Origin of the sequence: Sneathiella sp. (assembly GCF_002694385.1) — a bacterium.
GTDB lineage: Bacteria > Pseudomonadota > Alphaproteobacteria > Sneathiellales > Sneathiellaceae > Sneathiella.
Genome location: NZ_NZMB01000005.1, coordinates 200,792 through 221,328, shown reverse-complemented (window position 1 = coordinate 221,328; position 20,537 = coordinate 200,792). Strand labels below are relative to the sequence as shown.

The window sequence follows — 20,537 nt, the reverse complement described above, 5'->3', positions numbered from 1 at the left end:
TCATTTTCCCCATGGTCATTTACCAACATTGCATTATTTAAAGAAAAATAGCTCCTGAACCATTGTTATCGCAAGCGCGAGATCGATTATGAAAAGAATGCCGACTGTCTATATTCCACATGGCGGCGGTCCCTGCTTCTTCATGGACTGGGATCCCCCGCATGAATGGGACCGGATGGCGGCGTATCTCCGTAATCTCCGTGAGGATATTGGCAAGACGCCCGCAGCTATCATCCTCGTCTCCGCCCATTGGGAAGAGAAGAGAATAACCGTCCAGAGCACGCCAGCGCCCGATCTTCTGTTCGATTATTACGGGTTTCCGCCGCATACTTACCAACTGACATATCCCGCGCCCGGCGCCCCGGAACTGGCGGCACGCATAAAGATGCTGTTGCAATCAAATGGCATCGACACCGCAGAAGACAGCAGCCGTGATTTCGATCATGGTGTGTTCATTCCGCTCCTGCTCTCCTATCCGGATGCCAATATCCCCATTGTGCAGCTTTCACTTCGAAGTGATCTCGATCCCGCCGCGCATCTGGCGGCAGGCCAGGCCCTTGCCCCGCTTCGCGATGAAAATGTGCTGATCATTGGCAGTGGCATGAGTTTTCACAATATGCGCATGTTGATGAGTTCCCGTGAGCGCGGCGGCCGTCCGCTTCCGGAGATGAGCCTGTTCGATGATTGGCTGCGGGACGCCGCCACTCATCCCGATCCGGAGGTTCGCAACCGCTTGCTGGCGGGCTGGGATGCCGCCCCCGGCGCCCGCTTCGCCCATCCACGGGAGGAGCATCTCATCCCGCTGCATGTGGTGGCCGGGGCGGCGAATACTGATCAGGGGCGCGAAACATTCCGGGATATTGCCATGGGGGCACCCATCTCGGCCTACCAGTTCGGTTAGGGCCGCTCAGCTTTTTGCGGTTTCCGCCGCCACTTCGGCATCGAAATTGCCGGTGGCCGAATTACGCCGGTCCCGCCAGTGCGGATAGTGAGTGACATAGGTTTTCATAATCTCTTCGACCGGCGGCTCGGCATATTCTCCGCGATACAGGATATATTCCATATGCCGGTTACCTGATGTATCGAATGGGTGGTAAATGGAATCCTCTTCCCCATTAAAATCAAGGGCTTTCAGGCCAAACTTATCGCAGAGCTCAACATTGAAAGCCGGCGTTGCCTTGACCCATTTGCCTTCAAGATAGATATCCGTATAGCCATGCCAGTAGAAGATATCCGTCTGCATGCGTTCGCGCATTTTCTCGGTCGACATATGATTACGGACATCGGCAAATCCGAGACGGGCCGGTATTCCGGCGGCCCGGCAGGCCGCCGCCAGCAGAACCGCCTTGGCCACGCAATAACCGCGCCCCTCGCTCAACGTATGGCTTGCCTTCAGCCTGTCCGGCTCCAGGGTCGATGAATATGGATCATAGCGCACGCCATCCCGGATCGCGAAATAGAGGCGGATCGCCTTTTCCTTTTCCGTTTTGCCGCTGCCTTTGTTGGCCTCTGTGAAGGCGACTATATCCGGATTATCGCTATCCACCATCGGCCCGGGAGTGAGATAATCCTGCATCATCATGATCACCCTGCCCGCCTTGCATTTTTGACAATGGCGGCCACCATTTCCGGGACTGCCTCACTCGGGATATCATGGCCCATGCCATCGATCACGAGTATGTCCGCCCCCGGAATGGAATTCTTCACATCCTCCCCGCAGCCAAGCGGGACCAGCGGATCATTCCGACCGTGGATGACGAGGGTCGGCGCCGTAATCTCCCCAAGATGCGCAACACGGGCATCCCCCGAGGCGAGGCTCGCCAGCAGATGGCGGCTGTTGCCATCTGGACAGAATGAGCGATCATAAAGGGCCGCTCCTTTCTCCCGCAGGATGGCCTCAGACACCGGGAAGGCCGGGCTGCCGATGATTTTTGCGGTTTCCACCGCCTCCGCCATCGCTCCTTCGCGGGTGCCTGCCGGATTACGCGGGCTGGTCAACCACTTGGCGGCGGCCCCTTCCGGACGTGGTAGGCCGCGCCGGGCTGATGTTGCCATAATGGAAACAAGGGATTTGACACATTCCGGCCGACGCCAGGCGAGCGTTTGGGCAATGGCACCACCATTGGAACTGCCGATAAAATGGGCTGCCTTGAAACCAAGGGCGCGGATCAACTCCGCCGCATCATCGGCCATATCCTCAAGCGTATAGGGCGCGGAGATTTTTTCCTTGGCCCGCGCCTGCCCAAAGGCGGCGGGAATGTCTGCCGGGCCCCAGTCGTCAAATTTGGTCGATTTGCCGCTATCCCGGTTATCAAAGAGGATGACATAAAACCCGGCATCGGCCAGCGCATCCACGAATACCTCATTCCAAGAGGTAAGCTGCACACCGATCCCCCCGATCAGGGCAAGAGGTTCGCCGGCTTTATCGCCCCTGGTCTCATATTCAAACTCAATTCCGTTTGCGGAAATTTTTGTCATGTTGCTTTATCCCGATGTGCATTGATTTTTCTTGTTTATTCTGCCCAGCCATAGCCGACAGCACTCTCTCCCTATCTGACAGGGAAAGCGCGAACCGCGCAAGCCCCTTCTCCTAGCAAATGATGAATAACGGCTCGCCCAGAATGTCAAAATCCGGCGTGATCCCAAGCCCCGGCGCGTCAGAAGCGGTCATACGGCCATCCACTCGATGCGGGGCGCCATGGGCGATGGATTTCGTGCCATAGGAATTGAAATCCGTGGCGGAAAAACAGAATTCTTCCGGCGTGGAAAGCGCAAGATGGGCAATTGCCGCTGTCGTAATATCCCCTCCCCAGGTATCTTCAATGGTCATGGGAATACCGGAGGCCACGCAAAGATCGCGCATCAGCCGCGCCCGCGTTAGCCCTCCCACTTTCGAGATTTTGAGATTGATGACATCCATCGCATCCTCATTGATGCCACGGACCAGCATTTCCGTGCCGTCGATGGTTTCATCCAGAATAAAGGGGCGCGCGGTGCGTCGCCGGATCGACAGGCATTCATCGAATGTCGGACAGGGCTGTTCGATATAGACATCCAGATGCGCGACTGCGGCCACAACCCGCGCTGCCTCATGCCGGGTCCAGCCCGTGTTGGCATCGGCAATCAGAATATCTTCAGGCGATAGAACCTCCCGCGCAGCGATGATCCTGTCAATGTCCTCATTGGCATCGCCACCGACTTTAAGCTGGAATTTGCGGTATCCTTCCGCGCGGTATCGGGAGACACGCGCCGCCATTTCCTCCGCGCTTTCTTGTGAAATGGCGCGGTAAAGGGCGATATCCTTCTGCATCGCCCCGCCCAGAAGCATATAGACTGGCTGTCCCGTCGCCTTGCCCAGCACGTCCCAGCAGGCGATATCGACCGGCGCCTTGGCATATGGGTGCCCCTTCAGGGCGCGATCCATACGCTGATTGATGTCATGAAGGGCCAGTGGATTGGCGCCAATCAGATGCGGGGCTATTTCCTGCAATCCCGCCCGGACGCCCTTGGCAAATGACGGCAGATAGGCCGAGCCGAGCGGACAGCATTCCGCATAACCGGAGAGCCCTTCATCCGTTTCAATGCCGACGATGGTACTATCAAAAACCTCGACATAATTGCCGTTGGACCAGCTATAGCGCCCCTCTTTCAGGGGCAGGTCGGCCTGCCAGACATTTATCGCCGTGATTTTCATATCACTCCTTATTGCACAACAAAACCATGGGCAAAGGGATCGCGTTCGTCAATGATAATCCGGTTAAATCCGGTCAGATAGGCCGCGCCCCCGATGGAGGGGACTATTGCCTGCCTTTCGCCAACCCTTGTCATGGATTCGATTTTTCCCGTGAAGCAGGAACCGATAATGCTTTCATGGATAAACTCATCCCCGGGTAAAAACTGTCCCCGCGCCTGCCACTGCGCCATCCGCGCCGAAGTGCCTGTGCCGCAAGGCGAACGATCGATGGCCTTGTCCCCGTAAAAGACCGCATTGCGGGCCGTCGCCCCGGGCGTTTTCGCTGCTCCCGTCCACATGATATGGGTCAGTCCCCGGATACCCGGCTGCTCCGGATGTGTAAATTCATATTTCTCATTAAGGGCAGTGCGAAGACGCGGGCTCCATGTCAAAAGATCCTGGACGGCATACTCATCCATATCGCTGAAAGTCTGCTGCGCCTCGATAATCGCATAAAAATTCCCGCCATAGGCCACATCGACAGTGATTTCCCCAAGCCCTTCACAATAGGCACTGAGCCCGCTTGCCAGCAGAAAGGAAGGCACATTGGTAATCCGCACTTCGGTCACGAAGCCGTCTTTCTCAACATAATCGGCGATTACCACCCCGGCAGGCGTATCCAGACGGAGACGTCCCGGCTCCTTCGGGGTGACCTGCCCGCTTTCAATGGCAAGCGTCACCGTGCCGATCGTGCCATGCCCGCACATGGGCAAACAGCCGGAGGTCTCAATAAACAGGATACCAAGATCGCAATCGGCCCGTGTTGGCGGATAGAGGATACTGCCAGACATCTGGTCATGACCGCGCGGTTCAAACATCAGGCCGGTACGGACCCAATCAAAATGGGCGAGAAAATACGCCCGCTTTTCCAGCATCGTCGCCCCGTTGAGATCAGGGCCGCCGCAGGTCACCACCCGCACCGGGTTTCCGGCCGTATGCCCGTCAATACAATGAAATTCATGGCGCGCCATACCGGGTCTCCTAGAAGCGTTGCGCCCGGTAAGGGAAAAGGTCAACCTCCGGCGTCTCTCCCATCACATGCTGCGCCACCAGCTTCGCCGTCCCAGCAGATTGGGTCAGGCCAAGATGACCATGGCCGAAGGCATAGGTGACACGGCTCGACTGCGTAGCGGGGCCGATAACAGGCACCGAATCAGGAAGCGAGGGACGAAACCCCATCCATTGTCGGCCATTGGCAATTTTAAGCTTGGGAAGGAACATCTTGGCCTTGCGTAACATGGCATCCGCACGGGAATAATTGGGTGGCAGTTTAAGCCCGCCAAGCTCCACCGCCCCGCCGACGCGAATTCCGGTTGTCAGCGGTGAGACGATAAATCCATGCTCCTCAAAGGAAAGCTGCCGTTTCAGATCGAAAGCCCCAATGGGCAGCGTCGTATTGTAACCGCGCTCCGTCTCCAGTGGGATATGGTCGCCAAGTGTGCGGGCCAGATAATGCGACCAGGCCCCGGCGGCCACCACGATATGATCAGCTTCCCGTCGCATGCCATCATCGCGCAGCAGGGATACCCGGTCCCCTGCAACCTCAAGGGCCTTCACACCTGAAATCTCGATCCGCCCCCCTGCCCCCTCGAAATACCGTCCGAGTGCCATGGTATAATCCTTCGGATCAGAGATACCGAGCCACGCAGGCGTCAGGATCGCGCGGGAAAAGCGCGGATGAATGCCCGCTTGCGCCTCTTTGATGGCATCAACGCTTTCAAGTGCCGTATAGTCAACGCCATGTTCCGCCCGTCGCTGCCAAAGGGGGAGAACGGCCTTGAATGCGGCCTTGTCTTCATAAAGCTGCAGATTGCCGTGATGGTGGAGCATATGCCGGGTGCCCGTCCGTTCCATAAAATTTTCCAGATGATCGCGCGAAACCCGCATGAGAGCAGTCAATGCCTCTGTTCCTCGCGCCACCTGATCCGCACGGCTCGCTCTCCAGAAACGATACATCCAGGGGGCGATCCTGACGGCGTAAGGCAATGGAATGGAAAGCGGGCCGAGAGGGTCAAACAACCACTTCGGCGCCTTGCGTATGATCCCGGGAGAAGCGAGAGGCGAGGCATCGGAAAAGGCGAAGGCGCCCGCATTTCCCTGCGAGGCACCGGCTGCAACACCAGTGCGGTCCATCACCGTCACCCGCGCGCCGCGCGAGAGCAGTTCAATCGCTGCCGTGATCCCGATAATGCCCGCACCGATTACGACGATATCCGGGCCGTCCATCCGGTTGTCAGATTGTTTGCTCATCGCCCCGCCCTGGTAAAGATAAGACGAGAACATCTTAATCCATCATTGGGCTATCGCAACAATTTCATATCGGCAGCAGGAACGCCTGGCATTTGATGGATCTCAGCCCGGCAGGGATACGCCAAACCTCTGGGCGGCATACTTCTCGGGCAGGTCGAAGATTTCCGCAATTTTCTTGGGCGTCAGCAAATCGCGGCTGGCCCCGCCTCCCTCAATGCGGCCTTCCCTGATGAAATAGCAATTGTCGGTGCAGTGATAGGCGAGATTGAGATCATGCATGACAATAATTACCGTCAGTCGCCGCGCCGTGCAAAGATCACGCACAAGGTCAAGAAGCTGATGCTGATGTTTCAGATCAAGGGCAGAGGTCGGCTCATCCAGCAGCAGGCTGGCGCCATCCGTCTCCCAGATTTGCGTGATGACCCGCGCAAACTGGATCCGCTGCTGCTCCCCGCCGGACAGGGTGGGAAAGGAACGATCCCTGAGATGCCAGGCGTCCACCAGTTTGAGCGCCTCATCAGCAATATGAGAATTGCGCGCGACACTCTCGTTATTCGAATAGGGATTACGGCCCATCGCGACAATTTCATGGGCGGTAAAGGGAAAGCTGATCGGCGTCGCCTGCGACAGCACGGCGCGGCAGCGCGCCAGCTCATCCAGCGTATACTCGCCAAGGTCCCGCCCGTCGATCAACACACGGCCTTCCGTCGGGTTGATGGCCCCTGTCAGGCATTTGAGAAGGGTGGATTTCCCCGCCCCGTTGGGACCCAGAATGGTCGTGATCCTGCCCGCCTCGAATGAGGCATGCACATTCGCCAGGATATGTTTTCCGCCGATGACGTAAGTGATATTTTCCGCGTCAATCACAGACCGAACCTCCCCGAATATTGCTTGATCAGGAGCCAGAGGAAAAACGGCCCGCCAATCAGGCTGGTCAGGACGCCGACGGGCATCTCTGCCGGAGCAACGACGGTGCGGGCCAGCGTATCCGCCAGCAGCAGCAATATGGCGCCGAGCAGGGCCGATGCCGGAATCAGCAACCGATGATCCGGCCCCAGCGTCAGACGGATCAGATGCGGCACCACCAGCCCGACAAAGCCGATGATCCCGCTCACCGAAATGGCCGCGCCCACCGACAGCGCCGTACAGATGACAATGGTCCGCTTCAGCCGTTCCGCATCGACCCCGAGATACTTCGCCTCATTCTCCCCCAGCAGCAGGACATTCAATTCCCGCGCGTTGCGGATCAGGATGATGCTCGCCGGAACGACAATGGTGGAAACAACAATTACGGATGGCCAAAGCGCCCCGCCGAGGCTGCCCATGGTCCAGAATGTCAGGGTGCGGAGCTGCTGGTCATCGCTCAGGAAGGTGAGAACACCAACCCCTGCCCCGGCCAGCGCATTAATGGCAATCCCGGTCAGCAGCATATAGGTGACCGAAAAACCGCCGGTCAGGCGGGCCAGCCGGAAAATCAGAAAACAGGCGATCAGCGCCCCGGCAAATGCGGCAAAGCTGAGACCATATAAACCGAAGAATCCGGAGATAGGACCGGCCAGGACAATAACAATGGCAACGGCAAGTGCCGCACTCGCGGCAATTCCGATCAAGCCAGGGTCGGCCAGCGGGTTGCGAAACAGCCCCTGCATGGCAGAACCGGAAATGGCGAGCGATGCGCCGACGATCACCGCCAGCAGAACGCGCGGAAACCGGATGGAAGACAGCACCGCCTGCTGTTGTTCTGACAAATTGAAGCTGAGGATATCGCCAAGCGGAATGGAAACGGCGCCAATGGACGCGGCCGTCAAGGCAGCCATAACCAAAAGAACCGCCAATAAAAACAAGGCCGGTATATTCACACGCCTGCGAAATACCGGCACGGAAACAGATTTTCGAATAACCGTCATTGCGTGTTCAATCGGTCGTTCAGCTCCAACGCCGCATCAACCGCGCGCGGACCAAACCCGAGAAGCAGCAACGCATCCATCGCGATAAGCTGGCCGTTCTTGCCTGCCGGGGTAAGCGCAATGCCGGGCGCCGACAGGAAGGATGCCTCCCCCCCTGCCTGCTGCACTCCCTGATCGGTTGCCAGAATGACATCCGGGGCGAGGCTGATGGCGCTTTCCGGGGACAACGGCTTGTACCCGTCATACTCATCCACGACATTGACCGCCCCCGCCAGTTTAATAATACTGTCAGCAGACGTCAGATTTCCCGCCACCATCGGCGCACCGCCGCCATGTTGAAGAATGAACAGGACGCGCTTTGCCTCTCCTTGACCCGCGATACGTTCTTTCAGCTTTTCTTCCTGTGCAGTGATTTGCTCAATCAGCGCAGTCCCTTCCGCTTGCCTGTGCAGGGCTTTGGCAACAATTTCGATGTGGGATTTGACATCCTCTATCGTGCGGGCAGGACCGATTTTCAAAAGATTAACACCCGCCGTATCCAGCTGTTCGATCACCGGCGGCGGACCGGCATCAGCGGCAAGGATAACGAGATCGGGGCTCATGGACAGGACCCCTTCCGCGCTCAACGCGCGCATATACCCGACTTTCGGGGTTTCGGCGGCTTCGGGCGGGTAATAGCTTGTTGTATCGCTGGCAACAACAAGATCACCAGCGCCAAGAGCGTATATAATTTCTGTAATCGCGCCGCCCACGGAAATAACCCGGGCCGGGGCGTCCGCCGCCTGGGCAGCGCCCGTGAGTAGGAGGAAAGCAACGGAGAGAATTCTGATCATTGTGTCTGTTCTTTATGCATAAGGATATTTGCGGCATCGACCCCCTGCGATTGCAGATAGGTCAGTACTTTCAGCAGCTCTTCAATGGAAATCCGACGATCTCCCGCTACGATGACATCATGGCCCGGCTTGGCGGTGATACTATCATGCAGCCCGGCCTTAAAATCTTCAAAGCTGGAAAATGTTCTGCCATCAATGGCATAGGAGCCTTCCCTGATTTCCAGCATGATATGCTTCGGCGTGTTGACCTGTGCCGTCTCCTCCTCCACCGTCGAGGGGAGCTGCAGGTCGAGAGACCGCAACACTGTCCCCACCGTCAGCAGGAAAAAGACGATCAGGATAAACAGGATGTCCAGCATCGGCGTGAGGTCCGGCGCCAGATCGCGCAGCGTACCGCTGTGCGGATCATCATGGTCGAGCTTGATCATGAGCGGCGCGCCTCGGGCGTCATTCCGATAACATTCGCCTTGATGTCATTTTTGGCGATCTCGAAAGTAAGTGATAGACGATTGAGCTCCTGACAGAAGCCTTCGAGCTGCCGGTCACTGAAGCTGCTGAACAGATGCGCCATCAACAGGGCCGGCAAGGCAATGATCAGCCCGGCCGCTGTTGTCAGCATCGCCTCCCACAGCCCGTCGGCGATCAGCGCCGGGGAAACCGGGCCCGTCTGAACGGCAATCACCTTGAACGCGGCGATAATTCCGAGGATCGTTCCCAAAAGGCCGAGGATCGGACTGATCATGCCGATCAGCCGCAGCATCTTGATCCCATTATAGTAAGGCCTGCGCAGATCATTCAATGCAACGCCAACCAGTTCGTCACGCACGGCTTTCGGCTGATTCTGATTGTCCTTCAGATATCCGGCAAGCTGGCCGTAACGCTCCTTGGCACCGGATATCGACCGCACCATGAACACCAGCCGTTCAAAACCGATGGCCAGCGCCAGAATGGAGCAGAGGGCCAATGGCCATGCCATCAGCCCCATCTGCGTGAACCAGTCGGGAAGCAACCCTGACATAACGTCAGGCGACATTCGCCATCTCCTTCTGCGGCAGGGCGTCAACAATCTCCCGCCATGTTTCATTCTCCGGCGCGCCGGGCTTACGCTTGCCAAAGAAAGTCATGATCATTTCGTCATTTTCATCGAAAACTTCAACCGCCGTAACGATACCGTCGGCCGTCGGCTTGCGCGTGACAAAGCTGCGGCTGATCCCTGCTTCATTCAGATGAAGGTTGAACTTCGGATCAAGGACGTTGTACCAGTCGCCCATCTCCACCAGCTTTTTCACCGGGCCGGTATGAATCTGGATACATCCCTTGTTGCCGACAAAAACCATGATCTCGGCTTCCTTGTCCCGCGCCAGCTCCAGCACCCGGCGGGCGGCCGTATTATCAAGTTCGGCCGCGAAATCCGCGCCGATCTTTCTCAGCGCCTGGACGCGTCCGACTTTGAATTTGCGGAGCATGGGGAAGAAGGCGTGGGTGTCCTTGAGGTTTTCCCAGGCTGCCCGGAATCCGTCCCAGTCAATTTCTGAATCCGGGAGGTCCTCTGCTGGCGGCGCTGCGTCTGCGACTTCAATTCCCGCTGTTTGTTCAGCATCGCGATACTTTGCAACCAGATCATCATAGGCGGCCTCCGTCGAGTGGTTGGTCAGGTAGATCTTGTGCACCGCCTGGCCTGTGGCATCAAAGAATTGCAGGCTTTTGCGGGTGCCATTTTCCGTCGGCACCATTTCCGCAAAGGCGAATTTCCAGTTGCCCATAAACAGACGAAGATCAATGTCGGGATTAACGAGAATGCCGGTCCGGACCGGCCCATGAGAGAAGAAGCTGGCATTGAGGTAAACGCCCTTGCGCTCATGCACGCAAGACTCGTTCCGCGTCAGCGCTATCACTTCGCCCAAGCCTTCAACTTCTTTCAAAATGGCTTCCGGGTCATTTTTCAGACGAATGATATTACTCCCCACCCGCGCGGCCAGAAGCTCCCCTTCAGTGACGCCGATCTTTTCCGCTGCGTTGCGGGCACGCATTCCTCCTTCAGCCAGGATCGCTTCATATCGCGCCCGGATCTCTTCGGGAGAAAGGGATGATTTCAAAGAGGTGGATTCATTCATTGCTATTTCCTGTCCGTTACATTGGATAGTTGTTATTGGATGACGAAATTGACGGGGACACGGACCCAGCTCACAACGGCATTCCCGTCAACATTCCTCGGCTCGAATTTCCATTTTTTGACGGCGGCAAGCGCGGCCATGTCAAGCAAGCGATAGCCGGAAGACTGCGCGATTTTCAGTTCACGCGGATCGCCATTCGGCAAAACCTCAGCATGCAGCGTTACCATGCCCTGCTGCCCCATCTCCAGCGAACGACGCGGATAGACTGGCGCGATCTGGGAACGGTACTGCGCATCATAAACAACGGTTGAGTCATCCTCCCCCGCATTTTCGGCAACGACTGGCTCGGAGGCCACCTGCTTCACATCAGCGGTCGGCTGCGGCTCTGTTGTCTTTTGAACCACCGTCTCCTTAACAGGCTCCGGCTCGGCTTTCGCTATTTGCTCTATGGGCTGCGGCACCGGCGTTGGTTTCGGCGGAACGGCGAGCGGCTTCACCGGGCGAACAGCAGGTTTCGGCGCGGGCTTCACATTTGCCATGACCACCGGCTCGGGCTCGGGCTTCATTACCTTTTCGGCAATGGTCGTCATTTTTCTCGGCGCGACCGCAGCTGTTTCAACCGGCGTAATATATGCGGGCGTCGCCGCCTGCGGCGCGGCCTCCGCCTTCACAATCTGCGGCGGCGCCTTCGGGGCCGGTCGGGCCATCGACATCAGGTTAACCTTGATAACCGGCATCTCCAGTATCTGGTCCACATTTGGATTGAGCTGGACCATGGACAGGAGAATGGCGTTCGCACAGACCGACAGGGCAAGATACATCAACCATTTTCTCTTGCCATGATCTATCGGATGTGCGAACGCCGCCCCTACCATTGATATGCCACCCTTACATTGACGCTGCGGCCTTCTTCATACAGGCCGGAATAAGCCGTCGTGTATTCCTTGTCGAAAATATTGGATACGCCGAAGTCAACCGTCAGGGTGTCAAGCGGCTTCATGCTCGGCATCCAGCGATAGTAAAGATCGAAAACGGAATAGCCCGACGTTGCCACACCTGTGCTGTTTTTGTCATTTTCAGTCGCGAAACGGCCGCGGACACCAAAAATGCTCTCGATCGAGGTGGCATCGTAGGAAAGGTCGGCAACCAGCGTCATCGGCACGTTGTTATCAAGATAGGCACCGGTGGTTTCATCCTCTGCCTCGACATAGGAAAGGCCGAGCTTCGCCGTCACCGGATTGATCTGGTAAAGCGCCTCAATTTCGAAACCGCTCAGGCGGGCTTCCGGCACGTTGGTCATGGTCGTGGTGCCGCCGAAAATATCAACATTCTGGGTGATGAAATCATCGCCATAGCTGAGGAACCAGGACCCCTTCATATATGCACGGTCATGGGGACCGGGAATACCGGCAAAATCGAAGCCCGCGCCGATTTCATAGGTGGTGACCGTTTCCGGCTTCAGGTTCGGATTGGGCGTAAAAAAGTTGGCTGGGAACATAGGCGGCACAGCCGGGAAATGCTGGCCGGACGAATACAGTTCCGTCAGGTTCGGCGCCCGGAAAGCCTGCGCATAGCTACCATAGACCATGAAATTGTCATTCGGCATGTAGCTGACGGAAAATTTCGGCGAAACCTGGCTTTCATCCTGCGAATTACCGGCATCGTCACTGCTGCGATAGGAATCGAAACGGGCCGCCGGAATGATCAGGAAGCGGCCATAATCTGTCCGCCAGTCAAACTCATTCTGCACATACACGCCATAGTTAGTCGCATCGGCATTCGGGACGCCCGGCCGCGTGCCACCGTTGGTGGTCGATCCGGTCTGCTCATCATGATAGATTTCAAAACCATAGGACAGCGTATGCTTCTGATTTTCATTGACGTTCAGGATCGTCTGGTTATCGGCATTGAAGCCAATAGTTTCAATTTCACGAACCTGAACTCGCCCTGTGTTGGAGCCGGAAATATCCGTTTCCCGCACATCGGTGTTATTGTAATAGACATGCAGCTTGGGCTTCAGCCAATCGTTGGCCGGGTTTTCAAATTCATACTTCAGGCCGAACTGGTTATCCGTCACCTTCTTCTGCACAATCGGGTTCGACGTTGTAACGGCGCCACCGCCGTTGTTTGGTTCCGACCCGTCATTGCGAAGACCCTGATAGATGAATTTCAGGTTATTGAAATCGTTGAAATTATAACCGACCTTGAAAAGGCCCGAAAGCAGCTCGTCATCCGTCTGCAATTCTGATCCACCGCCCTGACGAATATTCCCGGCATTGCGGTAGGAGGCAATCCCGATAACATCGAACGCCCCGGTCCGTCCAAAAGCGGAAACCACCGGCGCATATTCTTCATTGCCGGAGCGATAGCCCATCGCGCTGTAAACGCCGAAGTCATCGCCCGGCGCCAGCATATCCGCCGCATCTTTCGTGTCGAACGCCAGAACGCCGCCAATTCCACCCCCGCCATAAACAGCGGAAGACGCACCACGCACGACTTCAACACGCTTCAGCAGAGACGGATCAATATAGAAGCGTCCGTCATGCGCCGCTTCAAAATTCTGCCGACGGCCATCCATCAGGGTGATGATGGCGTCATTGTCAAACCCGCGGATCGACACCGTCTGGCCGTTGCGGCGCGGCCCGTTGGCCACTTCAACGCCCGGCGTGTATTTCAGCAAATCGCTCGTATCTCCTGCCAGTGCATTGCCTGGCGCCTCCGTATCAATGCTGGATGTTGAGGCCGGAACCTCAAACGATGACTGCGGCGTCCGCGTCGCGTAAACAGTTATGGCATCCAGGGAAACACTCGGCTGTTCATTTGCCTCTTGGGCAAAGGCAGGGGTCAGGAACGTGCTTGACAGAAGCAGGCTCGTACAGGCGAGCGGCAGAATTCGACGCATTTCAACACTTTCTATTCGTGAACGCGTTTGCTTGCTGCCTGGCTCTCAGGATGACCTGTTGGCTGGGTGGCGGGCTAATAGCTTATTTTGTTAGAATCAGTTTTCCATTACCGGTCAGCCGTAACTTGTAAGCCTCACTGTTGTGAATGATCGTCAGTTCCTTGCCCTGCGTGAACAGATCGCTACTCTGCAAGGTTTCATCTTCCAGCATAATCATCCGTTTGCTGCTTTTGCCGCCGGGCTGATTATCCAACATTCTCGGACCATTCTTTAGATGAGTATTTACAATAAATTGGCTACCTTTTGGTAGTGATTATCAATAGCGCCGTATACTGTCAACCAGCATTTTGCGAATGATTATCATTGAAAGAAAATAAGTGGCTCTCTGGATACACCCGGGAATGCCTGCGTGGAGACTGCGGCGGATCAGTCGTGAAAGGCTATTGCCTGCCGATATCCCGGGTAGGAGGGCTGGTCAATGGCCGCCTGCCAGACAACGCTATCACGCAGATATTCGGCGAGGCCCGGCGTATTGAGAGGCATTTTTCCCTGTCTCAACGCGTCAACCAGACGTTTTTTGAGCTCCCCGAGAGCGCCTTCACATCCAAGTAGAAAGGCAAGCCTCTGCTGCATTTCCAACCGGTGCCGCTCCCCCAGCGTGACTTCCCTGAGAACAATATCAAGCGCATTCGCCCCGACGCGGGCCAGAAACCGGTTGCGGCCTTCCGTAACGGCCATGACATCCTGGCGCAGAAAATCGCGCACACTCTTCAAAATCTCATCCGTTCCCGGCAGATCGGCGGTGAGGCTGCGAACATCCGCTTCGGGAACGCTGACCGGACCCGGGATAAGCAGATTGACACAATCGACCTGGCATTCCGAACTGCGCCGCCCGATGGCCGGATATTCGACGCCCACGGATGGATTCTGTCGGTAACGTTCCCCCATCCGGAGACAGCCAACCGCCCACCAGAAGGAGCCGAACACCTCCCAGAACCGCACATGATCGGGGTCAATTTTTCGGCCGCTTTCCGCTTCATAGCCGGCGAAAAGGTCCTCCCGCCTCCCAAAACCGCCGACGGGATGGTCATTCTGCCCAAACCGCCAGGAGCCGGTACAGATCCAGCCCAAATCCCGCATTGGATCACCGATATGGGCAATCTCCCAGTCCAGCACAGCAACCACCCCTTGCGTTTTCGAGACGATCAGGTTGCCATTGCGGAAATCATTATGGACAAGCTGCGGCGTCAGTTCCGGCGGCAGATTTTCAAGCAGCCAGCGCGCCGTGTAATCGATCATCGGCTCCGCCGCGTCCAGCTTTTTGTAATTATCCCATGTCTGGTGGATATAGGCCTCCGGCGTCAGGCGCGTCAAATGCCGGTCAAGGCCACAGGCAGAAACATCCATGCCGTGGATGCGGGCGAGGATCTGGCCGCACTGATAGGCAAGCCGGGGGCGGATCTCGGCAAAGTCTTCACTGCGGGCGATTTTCGCCCCCAATGTCTCGCCATCAATCCATTCCATGATGAAGCCCGCGCCAAGGCCATCTTCGGCCTCCAGTACATAATGAATTTCCGGGCCCGGCACACCGACGGAGCGCGCGACCCGAAACAACTCCGCCTCTATTGCCAGACCGGGGCCGGTGTCATTTTCACCGACACCGGGAGGCGCTCGGCGCAGGGCGAGCGTTTCAGCGCCCGCTGCCGTCTCGATGGTCAGGCGATAGGTTTCCTGGCTGGCCCCACCGGACAGCCGTTCGGCCGCTTTGAGACGCTTGAATCCCTCGATATGCCGTCCCAGAGCGGTCTCAAGCAAGGCGTGAAATGTCGCGGGCGACGTCTCCTCCACGGCTCCCTCCTCTCGCTCCGTCCTCAGTCTTCGCGGACACCCTTTGGCGCTTTCTGCGACATGAAGCCGAACATATAGCCCGCGACCCGCCGCATCTGGATTTCCTCCGCCCCTTCGGTGATACGGTAGCGGCGATGATGGCGGTAGATATGCTCGAACGCCTTGTAGCGGGAATAGCCGATCCCGCCATGAACCTGCATCGCCTGATCGGCAGCGTTGCAGCACAGCCGGTTCGCCCAGTAGTTACACATGGATACCTTGTCGGACACGCTGAAGGCGCCATATTCGTCCATCATCCAGGCGGTTTTATAGATCAGCGCCCGCAGCATTTCACACTGCGTCTGCAATTCCACCAACGGAAACTGGATCCCCTGATTGCTAGCGAGCGCCTTGCCGAAGGGTTTGCGCTCCTTCGCATATTGAACCGCCTCGTTAATGCAATACTGCGCTGCGCCCAGGCTGGAGGCGGCCTGCCGGATACGATTCTCGTTAAAGAAATGCTGCACCACCTGAAGCCCGCGCCCCTCTTCTCCGAGGATCGTGGAATGCGGCACCCGGACATCTTTAAGGGAGATATGCGCGTGATCCGTCGGCATATTGAAGGTCCAGAGATATTCCTCCACCTTGAAGCCCGCCGTCTCGGTCGGCACCAGAAAACAGGTGATGCCAAAGCCATCGCCCGCCTTGCCTGATGTGCGGGCGAAAATCAGATCATGGCTTGCCTTGTGAATGCCCGTATTCCATGTCTTTTCGCCATTGATGATCCAGTCATCCCCCTCCCGAACGGCGGTTGTCTCCATATGGGTGGCGTCGGAGCCATGATCGGGTTCCGTAATTCCGAAGGAGAAACGTTTCCGCCCCTGCAGCAGATCTTCCACCCAGTCGGCCTTCTGCGCTTCCGTGCCATAGGCCAGCATCAGCAGAACGCCGACATTGTTGCCGACGATGGAATGCTCATTTTGCAGATCATTATGCAGGCCGAGTCCCTTGGTGGCGAAATGTTCCCGGATCACTGCCATGCTGAGATTGGAGCCATTCTGCCCGCCAAATTCCTTCGGCAGCGGATAACGGAAGTGCCCGGCCCGATCGGCGCGGCGCTTGGCTTCGAACAGCAACTCCTCCCACTCCTCGTTCGGCAGACCGTCTCGATCCCAGTCCGTCCGCGCATCCTCCCGCCGATGATCGAAAAACCGGATATTGTCGTCCTGACGCTCCAGCGGGCGGATCTCCGTTTCAATAAAATCATCCAGCACTTTCAGATAATCCAGCAGATCCTGCGGCAGATTGAAGTTGGTTGTTCCCGCCATGCCCCTCCCCTTCATTTTTATCTTATTGATTGTATATCAGACTAAACTGATCGACGCAGAACTCAATAGAAAATGAAATGCGGACAGGGGTTTAACCGCGCCCGATATTAGCCTTTGCCAACAGCGTCGTTACACGCCATATTATTTGAAAAAACGGCCTGTCATTGTGACCGGCCCGCCTTGAAATGGCGCGAAAAGCGATATTAATGGCTAAAAACAGACCAAACATTCACCCCGCTCCCTGAAGAACCAGACCGGGAAATAATAAAACCAACCACGGGATTGAGAAGGAGACACAGACAATGAAACTGGACGGAGTAACCGCCATCATCACGGGCGGCGCATCGGGCCTTGGCGCCGCGACAGCGCGCAAACTGGCGGAAAATGGCGTCAAGGTCGGCATTTTTGATCTGAATGAGGAATTGGGGACGGCCGTTGCCAAGGAAATCGGCGGCGCTTTTGCAAAGGTTAACGTCACCTCCGAAGCCGAGGTCGACGCGGGTTTCGCCGCGATCCGCGAGAAATTGGGACAGGAACGAATCCTCGTCAATTGCGCCGGGACCGGCAAGGCGGGCAAGACAGTGAGCCGCGACCGCGAAACAGGCGAAATCAAGCACTATCCGCTTGCCGATTATGAAATGATCATCCAGATCAATCTGATCGGCACCTTCCGCTGTATTGCCAAATCGGCGGCCGGGATGCTGACCCTTGACCCCATTGATGGGGAACGCGGCGCCATCATCAATACAGCCTCTGTCGCGGCGGAAGATGGCCAGGTCGGTCAGGCGGCCTATGCCTCGTCCAAGGGCGGCGTGGTCGGCATGACGCTTCCCGTCGCCCGCGACCTCGCGCAGGAACTGATCCGCGTGAACACCATCCTCCCCGGCATTTTTGACACCCCGCTGCTGCAACGCGCACCGGAAAAGGTGAAGGCCGCTCTCGCCGCGCAGGTGCCCAACCCGTCCCGCCTTGGACAGCCGGAGGAGTACGCCTCCCTTGCCTTGGAAATGATCCGCAACGGCTATTTCAACGGTGAGGATGTCCGCCTCGATGGCGCCATCCGCATGGCGCCCCGCTAACAGAAAACAAAGGAAACAACATGTCTAACGCATTTATAATTGACGCCTGCCGCACCCCGCGCGGCGTTGGCAAGGTGGGCAAAGGATCCCTCGCCCATATTCATCCGCAGCAGCTTGGCGCCACCGTGCTCAAAGCCCTTGCTGAACGGAACAGCTTAGATACCTCGGAAGTGGATGATATCATCTGGGGCACCTCGACACAGGTCGGCAAGCAATCCTCCGACCTTGGCCGCATGTCCGCCCTGACGGCAGGCTATGACATCCGGGCTTCCGGCATCACCATTGACCGCTTCTGCGGTTCCGGTATCAGCTCTGTCAGCCTCGGCGCAGCGCAGATTATGTCCGGCATGGAGGATCTGGTCATTGCAGGCGGCACGGAAATGATGAGTTTTACCGGTTCTCTGCCGACGCCACCGGTTCCCAACCTGTTCGATCAGGGCAACCTCGAACTTCGCGAAAAACACCCTCAGGCGCATCAGGGCGTCTGCGCCGACGCCATCGCCACCCTTGAGGGGATTGACCGGCAGGCCGTCGATGCCCTCGCCGTCGAAAGCCAGAAACGGGCGGACAAGGCAATCCGCGAAGGGCGTTTCGACCGCTCCCTCATTCCGGTTAAAAATCCGGACGGCTCCATCGCCCTCGATAAGGAGGAATTCCCCCGCCCCGGCACGACCATGGAAAGCCTCGCCGGTCTCAAGACCGTTTTCAACATGTTCAGTGATATTGTCATTGATACGGAGACGGGCGATACCTATGGCAGCCTGATCAAGAACAAATATCCCCAGATCAAGGAATTCAACCATGTGCATCATGCCGGCAATTCCTCCGGCGTCGTCGATGGTTCGGCAGCAGTGCTGCTTGCCTCCGCCGATTATGTGAAGAAGCATAATCTGAAGCCGCGCGCCCGCATCGTCGCGACCGCGAATATCGGCGATTGCCCGACACTGATGCTGAATGCCCCGGTTCCGGCCGCAAAGAAGGTTCTGGCCCGCGCCGGGCTGACAACCGATGACATTGATCTGTGGGAAATCAACGAAGCCTTTTCGATTGTTGCGGAAAAATTCATCCGTGATCTGAAGCTCGATCGCGACAAGGTCAATGTGAATGGCGGCGCCATGGCCCTCGGCCATCCGATCGGAGCGACAGGCTCCGTCCTGATCGGCACCATTGTTGATGAGCTGGAACGGCAGGGCAAACGCTACGGTCTCGTCACCATGTGCGCGGCTGGTGGCATGGCCCCGGCAATTATCGTCGAAAATCTGAACCGCTGATCCCGGCGGTATTCGCTAAATCAAAAAGGCCCGGATTTGTCCGGGCCTTTTCTTTTTGAAAAGTTGTCCCCTGCAATCCGCAATCAGTGGGAGGGAGATTGACGAGTTGCAGGGGACTGGCATTGGAGCCATAAAGCGCCAATGCTATTCGTTGAGCATGCTGTCCATGCGCTCTTTCGATTCAAGAAGTTCGTTGATAAAATCATAAACCACTTCCTTGACGCTGGTTTCCTCCTGCATCTGGCCGACGATCTGGCCGACCGGATAGGTCAGGAAGTCCTTGGCCCGCACCCGTTCAACGCGGGAGCGCCCTTCCTGCCACCACAGATAATTCTGTAGCGGCGCGGGCAGGCAGTCCGGCGCGCCCGGCGCATTCCAGGCCTGGGAGAATTTGTTGTTCAGCGTCCGGCACGGCTTGCCCGTTACGCTGCGCGTGAGGATGGCATCGCCTGCTTCGGCCTCAAACATCTTCTGCTTGATTTCCGGCGGCACTTCGCTCTGAACGGTTTTGAGCCAAATGGAGCCGCACCACACCCCTTCACAGCCGAGCGCCAGCGCCGCGGCGAGCTGACGGCCCCGGCCGACGCCGCCGCCGCCCAGAACCGGCATCGGATCGACCGCATCGACAATGCTCGGCCACAGAACAAGGGAGGAGATGTCGCCCGTATGACCGCCCGCTTCCGTGCCGACCGCAATCACGAAGTCACAGCCCGCTTCCTTGTGCTTGATGGCATGACGCGGCTTACCGGCCAGCGCCGCCACCTTGATCCCCTTGCTGTGCGCTTCCTCAATCAGAGCCGCAGGAGGCGTGCCAAGGGCATTGACGATCAGCTTGATCGGATGCTTCATGGCGCGATTGATCATGTCAAGGCTTTCACGGGGCGTGAAGTTCATGCCTTTCACAATCTCGCGGCGGATTGTCTCCTCCTCCCCTTCGGGAAGCGGCGGAACGCCTGCCTCATCGAGCATGCGGCGGACAAAATCAACATGCTCCTTCGGCAGAAGCTTTTCCGGCTCATATTTCAGATCGCCGGAATCCGTCACATTACCGGACATCAGAACGTCAATGCCGTAGGGCTTGCCCTCGATATGCTCATCAATCCAGTTGAGTTCTTCCTCCAGGCGGTCCGGATCCATGCGCGCCATGCCGAGCACGCCCATGCCGCCCGCCTTGGAGACTTCCACCACGACATCCCGACAATGCGAAAATGCAAATATGGGCACATCAATACCGAACATTTCGCAAAGTTTGTTTTTCATTTTAGACCTTCCTTCCTAACTTTAAGAAATTTT

20 protein-coding genes are annotated in these 20,537 nt (G+C 57.1%); 3 read left to right on the top strand and 17 right to left on the bottom strand.

The features are described from left to right. The first annotated feature begins 97 nt into the window (after positions 1–97). Positions 98–901, top strand: coding sequence for a DODA-type extradiol aromatic ring-opening family dioxygenase (locus CMN55_RS02235; protein ID WP_293947911.1), 804 nt, complete (start codon positions 98–100; stop codon positions 899–901). 6 nt (positions 902–907) lie between these two features. Here the strand turns inward: CMN55_RS02235 and CMN55_RS02230 are convergent, their stop codons facing one another. The 16 genes from CMN55_RS02230 to CMN55_RS02155 form a co-directional block, all read right to left on the bottom strand. Then, positions 908–1,582, bottom strand: a complete 675-nt coding sequence (locus CMN55_RS02230; RefSeq protein ID WP_293947910.1) for a transglutaminase-like domain-containing protein — start codon at positions 1,580–1,582, stop codon at positions 908–910. A gap of 2 nt (positions 1,583–1,584) precedes the next feature. Beyond that, on the bottom strand, positions 1,585–2,478 hold the full coding sequence (locus tag CMN55_RS02225; protein WP_293947909.1) for an alpha/beta fold hydrolase: 894 nt from the start codon (positions 2,476–2,478) through the stop codon (positions 1,585–1,587). 112 nt (positions 2,479–2,590) lie between these two features. Then, on the bottom strand, positions 2,591–3,694 hold the full coding sequence (locus CMN55_RS02220) for a cis-3-hydroxy-L-proline dehydratase (protein ID WP_293947908.1): 1,104 nt from the start codon (positions 3,692–3,694) through the stop codon (positions 2,591–2,593). A gap of 8 nt (positions 3,695–3,702) precedes the next feature. Next, a complete protein-coding gene (locus CMN55_RS02215) occupies positions 3,703–4,704 on the bottom strand; it encodes a 4-hydroxyproline epimerase (protein ID WP_293947907.1) in 1,002 nt (333 codons plus the stop codon). 10 nt (positions 4,705–4,714) lie between these two features. Continuing rightward, positions 4,715–5,959: an NAD(P)/FAD-dependent oxidoreductase gene (locus tag CMN55_RS02210; protein WP_366931952.1), complete on the bottom strand. Its 1,245-nt coding sequence runs from the start codon at positions 5,957–5,959 to the stop codon at positions 4,715–4,717. Between the two features lie 126 nt (positions 5,960–6,085). After that, positions 6,086–6,850: a heme ABC transporter ATP-binding protein gene (locus CMN55_RS02205; protein ID WP_293947905.1), complete on the bottom strand. Its 765-nt coding sequence runs from the start codon at positions 6,848–6,850 to the stop codon at positions 6,086–6,088. Beyond that, on the bottom strand, positions 6,847–7,800 hold the full coding sequence (locus CMN55_RS02200; protein ID WP_293947904.1) for a FecCD family ABC transporter permease: 954 nt from the start codon (positions 7,798–7,800) through the stop codon (positions 6,847–6,849). The genes CMN55_RS02205 and CMN55_RS02200 overlap by 4 nt, the downstream gene beginning before the upstream one ends. An 86-nt stretch (positions 7,801–7,886) precedes the next feature. Then, positions 7,887–8,723 (bottom strand): heme/hemin ABC transporter substrate-binding protein, encoded by an 837-nt coding sequence (locus tag CMN55_RS02195; RefSeq protein WP_293947903.1) that lies wholly within the window; start codon positions 8,721–8,723, stop codon positions 7,887–7,889. Continuing rightward, the gene (locus tag CMN55_RS02190; protein ID WP_293947902.1) at positions 8,720–9,151 is read right to left on the bottom strand and encodes an ExbD/TolR family protein; all 432 of its coding nucleotides are present in this window, start codon (positions 9,149–9,151) and stop codon (positions 8,720–8,722) included. Before CMN55_RS02190 ends, CMN55_RS02195 begins: the two co-directional genes overlap by 4 nt. Next, complete coding sequence (locus CMN55_RS02185; RefSeq protein ID WP_293947901.1) at positions 9,148–9,756, bottom strand: MotA/TolQ/ExbB proton channel family protein; 609 nt, start codon at positions 9,754–9,756, stop codon at positions 9,148–9,150. Before CMN55_RS02185 ends, CMN55_RS02190 begins: the two co-directional genes overlap by 4 nt. After that, positions 9,746–10,837, bottom strand: a complete 1,092-nt coding sequence (locus CMN55_RS02180; RefSeq protein ID WP_293947900.1) for a hemin-degrading factor — start codon at positions 10,835–10,837, stop codon at positions 9,746–9,748. Before CMN55_RS02180 ends, CMN55_RS02185 begins: the two co-directional genes overlap by 11 nt. 32 nt (positions 10,838–10,869) lie before the next feature. Continuing rightward, on the bottom strand, positions 10,870–11,712 hold the full coding sequence (locus CMN55_RS02175) for an energy transducer TonB (protein ID WP_293947899.1): 843 nt from the start codon (positions 11,710–11,712) through the stop codon (positions 10,870–10,872). Beyond that, complete coding sequence (locus tag CMN55_RS02170) at positions 11,706–13,739, bottom strand: TonB-dependent hemoglobin/transferrin/lactoferrin family receptor (protein ID WP_293947898.1); 2,034 nt, start codon at positions 13,737–13,739, stop codon at positions 11,706–11,708. The genes CMN55_RS02175 and CMN55_RS02170 overlap by 7 nt, the downstream gene beginning before the upstream one ends. Positions 13,740–13,821: 82 nt before the next feature. Then, positions 13,822–13,995, bottom strand: coding sequence for a hemin uptake protein HemP (gene hemP / locus CMN55_RS02165; RefSeq protein WP_293947897.1), 174 nt, complete (start codon positions 13,993–13,995; stop codon positions 13,822–13,824). 170 nt (positions 13,996–14,165) lie between these two features. Continuing rightward, positions 14,166–15,587, bottom strand: a complete 1,422-nt coding sequence (locus tag CMN55_RS02160) for a phosphotransferase family protein (protein ID WP_293947896.1) — start codon at positions 15,585–15,587, stop codon at positions 14,166–14,168. A gap of 23 nt (positions 15,588–15,610) precedes the next feature. After that, a complete protein-coding gene (locus CMN55_RS02155; protein WP_293947895.1) occupies positions 15,611–16,894 on the bottom strand; it encodes an acyl-CoA dehydrogenase family protein in 1,284 nt (427 codons plus the stop codon). Positions 16,895–17,196: 302 nt separating this feature from the next. Here CMN55_RS02155 and CMN55_RS02150 point away from each other — a divergent pair, with 302 nt between their 5' ends. Together CMN55_RS02150 and CMN55_RS02145 are read left to right on the top strand one after the other, a co-directional pair. Continuing rightward, a complete protein-coding gene (locus CMN55_RS02150; protein WP_293947894.1) occupies positions 17,197–17,973 on the top strand; it encodes an SDR family NAD(P)-dependent oxidoreductase in 777 nt (258 codons plus the stop codon). 20 nt (positions 17,974–17,993) lie between these two features. Next, a complete protein-coding gene (locus CMN55_RS02145) occupies positions 17,994–19,244 on the top strand; it encodes an acetyl-CoA C-acetyltransferase (protein ID WP_293947893.1) in 1,251 nt (416 codons plus the stop codon). Positions 19,245–19,388: 144 nt separating this feature from the next. Here the strand turns inward: CMN55_RS02145 and CMN55_RS02140 are convergent, their stop codons facing one another. Then, positions 19,389–20,504 carry a nitronate monooxygenase gene (locus CMN55_RS02140; RefSeq protein ID WP_293947892.1) on the bottom strand — a complete coding sequence of 372 codons (1,116 nt, stop codon included), beginning with the start codon at positions 20,502–20,504 and terminating at the stop codon, positions 19,389–19,391. Between the last annotated feature and the right edge of the window lie 33 nt (positions 20,505–20,537).

Coding starts and splice junctions, on each gene's coding strand:
- CMN55_RS02235 (WP_293947911.1), top strand. CDS start 98: ATGCCGACTGTCTATATTCCACATGGCGGCGGTCCCTGCTTCTTCATG.
- CMN55_RS02230 (WP_293947910.1), bottom strand. CDS start 1,582: ATGATGATGCAGGATTATCTCACTCCCGGGCCGATGGTGGATAGCGAT.
- CMN55_RS02225 (WP_293947909.1), bottom strand. CDS start 2,478: ATGACAAAAATTTCCGCAAACGGAATTGAGTTTGAATATGAGACCAGG.
- CMN55_RS02220 (WP_293947908.1), bottom strand. CDS start 3,694: ATGAAAATCACGGCGATAAATGTCTGGCAGGCCGACCTGCCCCTGAAA.
- CMN55_RS02215 (WP_293947907.1), bottom strand. CDS start 4,704: ATGGCGCGCCATGAATTTCATTGTATTGACGGGCATACGGCCGGAAAC.
- CMN55_RS02210 (WP_366931952.1), bottom strand. CDS start 5,959: ATGGACGGCCCGGATATCGTCGTAATCGGTGCGGGCATTATCGGGATC.
- CMN55_RS02200 (WP_293947904.1), bottom strand. CDS start 7,800: ATGGCTGCCTTGACGGCCGCGTCCATTGGCGCCGTTTCCATTCCGCTT.
- CMN55_RS02195 (WP_293947903.1), bottom strand. CDS start 8,723: ATGATCAGAATTCTCTCCGTTGCTTTCCTCCTACTCACGGGCGCTGCC.
- CMN55_RS02190 (WP_293947902.1), bottom strand. CDS start 9,151: ATGATCAAGCTCGACCATGATGATCCGCACAGCGGTACGCTGCGCGAT.
- CMN55_RS02185 (WP_293947901.1), bottom strand. CDS start 9,756: ATGTCGCCTGACGTTATGTCAGGGTTGCTTCCCGACTGGTTCACGCAG.
- CMN55_RS02180 (WP_293947900.1), bottom strand. CDS start 10,837: ATGAATGAATCCACCTCTTTGAAATCATCCCTTTCTCCCGAAGAGATC.
- CMN55_RS02175 (WP_293947899.1), bottom strand. CDS start 11,712: ATGGTAGGGGCGGCGTTCGCACATCCGATAGATCATGGCAAGAGAAAA.
- CMN55_RS02170 (WP_293947898.1), bottom strand. CDS start 13,739: ATGCGTCGAATTCTGCCGCTCGCCTGTACGAGCCTGCTTCTGTCAAGC.
- hemP (WP_293947897.1), bottom strand. CDS start 13,995: ATGTTGGATAATCAGCCCGGCGGCAAAAGCAGCAAACGGATGATTATG.
- CMN55_RS02155 (WP_293947895.1), bottom strand. CDS start 16,894: ATGGCGGGAACAACCAACTTCAATCTGCCGCAGGATCTGCTGGATTAT.
- CMN55_RS02150 (WP_293947894.1), top strand. CDS start 17,197: ATGAAACTGGACGGAGTAACCGCCATCATCACGGGCGGCGCATCGGGC.
- CMN55_RS02145 (WP_293947893.1), top strand. CDS start 17,994: ATGTCTAACGCATTTATAATTGACGCCTGCCGCACCCCGCGCGGCGTT.
- CMN55_RS02140 (WP_293947892.1), bottom strand. CDS start 20,504: ATGAAAAACAAACTTTGCGAAATGTTCGGTATTGATGTGCCCATATTT.